The organism is Bradyrhizobium sp. (assembly GCF_019244115.1).
GTDB lineage: Bacteria > Pseudomonadota > Alphaproteobacteria > Rhizobiales > Xanthobacteraceae > Bradyrhizobium.
The window spans coordinates 1-2,121 of the sequence record NZ_JAFATE010000872.1 but is presented as its reverse complement, the minus strand read 5'-3'; the positions used below and the strand labels follow the sequence as shown (position 1 = coordinate 2,121).

3 protein-coding genes are annotated in these 2,121 nt (G+C 63.4%); 2 read left to right on the top strand and 1 reads right to left on the bottom strand.

All coding sequences use genetic code 11. The annotated features are described in order from the left end of the window. Positions 1-161 precede the first annotated feature (161 nt). Entirely contained in the window at positions 162-353 is a 192-nt protein-coding gene (locus JOZ76_RS36740; RefSeq protein ID WP_291706267.1) for a hypothetical protein, read from the bottom strand. 229 nt (positions 354-582) lie between these two features. Between JOZ76_RS36740 and JOZ76_RS36735 the strand changes: the two genes are divergently transcribed. Together JOZ76_RS36735 and JOZ76_RS36730 are read left to right on the top strand one after the other, a co-directional pair. Then, on the top strand, positions 583-771 hold the full coding sequence (locus JOZ76_RS36735) for a hypothetical protein (protein ID WP_291706266.1): 189 nt from the start codon (positions 583-585) through the stop codon (positions 769-771). 133 nt (positions 772-904) lie between these two features. Beyond that, positions 905-2,121 (top strand): MFS transporter (locus tag JOZ76_RS36730; protein ID WP_291706265.1); only part of this gene is annotated, 1,217 nt, incomplete at its 3' end.

Genomic DNA, 2,121 nt, shown 5'->3' with positions numbered 1-2,121 from the left:
ACGTCAGGGTGCTGTTCGGCGAGATCGCCTGTCGTCGCACCTTCTGAACGTGACCACTCAGGCCCTGGATGTCGGCGCGCTGATAGTTCCAAGTCACGGGCTTTCGGCCGCGTCAACCGGCTGGCGACGACAGCCTGTTCGGCCCCTGCCCTTGCCTGCGATCAACGCCACATTGTCGGCGCGCGCCGCCGCGCCGCGTGATCATCCCCGTCGCTTGCCGCCTTGTCATCGTGCGCCGTCTGCAGGAGGCGCGGGGCGACACGCGAGCCCGCCTGCGCCCGGGTGGCGGTGGAATCTTCATCGAGCTCGCCGAGCATGCCTCTTGCTGGCGCCGCGCTCTCGGGATCGATCATCGGAGGCTCCGAACGACTCAAGAGTGGAGGCTAGCCCGCTTCGTTCGCCGGCGATTTCACCTAAGTTAAGCCACACTTTGGCCCCCGAGTAATCCATGCCTGCAATTGCAAGCCTCATCGTCCAGGCCAGCCGATCAGGGAACCGACCCGACATTAACCTATGAGACTGCCGCGAATCGCGCATCGCTGCATAGTTCTGCAAAATGCCGGGTTTCGGGGCTCCATCCAAATGAACTTCGCAGACTGCAGCGATGAATGTCTGCTGCATTACTATGAAAGCGTTCGCCGCCAGGTCATGGCTGACAAACAAACCGGCGGCCGATACCGTCTCGCGGGCGCCAATGTCAAGGCATACGCCAATCGCCTGAAGGATGAAATCGATCGCAGACAATTGCGTTTCACGCCGATCGACTGGTAATCGTCCCCCTTGCGGTTGCTCCGCGTTCGGCGACGCGGAAATGCTCACCTGATGATGAACCCGGCCAACGCCGCACGGATTATATTCCCGGCGTTACGGCAAGCATCCGGACGCCGAGGGGAATCGGCGACGGATGGCGAAGCGGTCTCAAAGCGAAAAGAGCAGAACAAACACCCGCCTCTGGCCGCTGCTTGCGCTGAATTTCTTCATGGCGGACATGCAGTCCGGGATCGGCCCCTTCGTCGGGGTCTTTCTGCTCGAACACGGCTGGGCCAGTGGCCTGATCGGCACGGCGCTGACCATCGGCAACATCGCCGGCGTGCTGATCACCACCCCATTCGGCGCCGTGATCGACGCATCGCCGCACAAGCGCCTGTGGGTCATCGTGCCGGGCATCGGCGTGGTGATGGGGTCGTCCATCATCCTGATCTCGCAAAACTTCTGGGCTGTTGCGGCCTCGCAGGTTGCAACCTCGATTGCGGGCGCGGCCATTGTCCCCGCGGTCACCGGCATCACGCTCGGCATCGTCAAACAGAAGGGTTTTAACCGGCAGAACGGCCGCAACCAGGCCTTCAATCACGCCGGCAATCTGGTCGGCGCAGCCATTTCAGGCTTGCTGGGCTGGAAGTTCGGCTATTTCTACGTCTTCCTGCTCGCAGCCCTGTTCGGCGTAGCGGCAGTCGGCTGCGTGCTGATGATACCGCCCCGCTCCATCGACAATCGCGCGGCGCGCGGCCACAAGGAGGACGATCCGGAAGGCCAGCCGAGCGCGATGAAGATGCTGCTCAAACACAAGCCGCTGCTGGTTCTCGGCCTCGCGCTTGCCATCTTCCATCTCGGAAACGCGGCGATCATGCCGCTTTATGGCATTGCAGCCGTTTCGGCGAGCCAGGCCAACGGTCCCGGCTTTGTTGCTTCCACCATCGTGATCGCCCAGGGCACCATGATCATCGCCGCGCTCGGCGGCATGCGCGTGGCGGAGAGCCGCAGCTATTGGCCGATCCTGCTCGCATCGTTTCTGGTGCTGCCGGTGCGCGGACTGCTGGCCTATTGGCTCAGTGGATGGTGGGGCATCGTCCCCGTCGAGATCCTGGATGGTATCGGGACCGGCCTGCAAAGCGTCGCGGTGCCCGGACTGGTTGCGCGCTTGCTCTACGGAACGGGTCACGTCAATCTCGCGCAAGGTGCCGTAATCACGGTCCAGGGCGCCGGCGCGGCGCTGAGCCCCGCGCTCGGCGGCTGGATCGCGCAGTGGATCGGCTTCGCCGCGACCTTCCTGATGCTCGGCGGCCTGGGCCTGGTAGCGACCGCGCTATGGATCGGGCTTCGCACCACGGTCAAACAATACTG

Excerpts from the sequence above, each read along its gene's own strand:
- JOZ76_RS36740 (WP_291706267.1), bottom strand. The coding sequence starts at position 353 with ATGATCGATCCCGAGAGCGCGGCGCCAGCAAGAGGCATGCTCGGCGAG.
- JOZ76_RS36735 (WP_291706266.1), top strand. The coding sequence starts at position 583 with ATGAACTTCGCAGACTGCAGCGATGAATGTCTGCTGCATTACTATGAA.